Annotated in this window: 1 protein-coding gene; it reads right to left on the bottom strand. The window is 71.4% G+C overall.

What is annotated here, in order from left to right:
• Positions 1-531: WD40 repeat domain-containing protein (locus NBW84_RS00315; RefSeq protein ID WP_445548596.1), on the bottom strand; the 531-nt coding region annotated here is incomplete at both ends.

A 531-nucleotide genomic window follows, 5' to 3' on the forward strand; every position in this document is an offset into this window, starting at 1 on the left:
GCGCCCGTCCGGGCTGAACGCCACCGAGTACACATAGTTGCTCGGCCCGGTGAGCGTCGCGAGATGACGGGGACGATCAGTCCTGGCCACGTCCCACAACCAGACCGTCCTGTCGGCGCTGCCCGCGGCGAGGGTATGTCCGTCCGGGCTGAACGCCACCGAGAACACGTAGTTGTCCGGGCCGGTCAGCGGCGCGCCCAGCACGGCCGGGTGCCGAGGGTCGGTGACGTCCCAGAGCCGGACGGTCCGGTCGACGCTGCCGGCGGCGAGGGTGCGCCCGTCCGGGCTGAACGCCACCGAGAACACGTAGTTGTCCGGGCCGGTCAGCGTGGCGAGGTGACGAGGGCTGCGAGGCTCGCTGACGTCCCACAGCCAGACCATGTGATCGTTGCCGCCGGCGGCGAGGACACGTCCGTCGGGAGCGAAGGCGATGGACTGGGAGTTCCCGGTGGGACCGGTCAGTGGCGGGTCGAGCCGCGCCGGATGCCGAGGGTCGGTGATGTCCCAGCGGTGCACGGTGCCGTCCATCCC

Origin of the sequence: Protofrankia sp. CiP1_Cm_nod2 (genome assembly GCF_920664355.1) — a bacterium.
Taxonomy (GTDB): Bacteria; Actinomycetota; Actinomycetes; order Frankiales; family Frankiaceae; genus Protofrankia.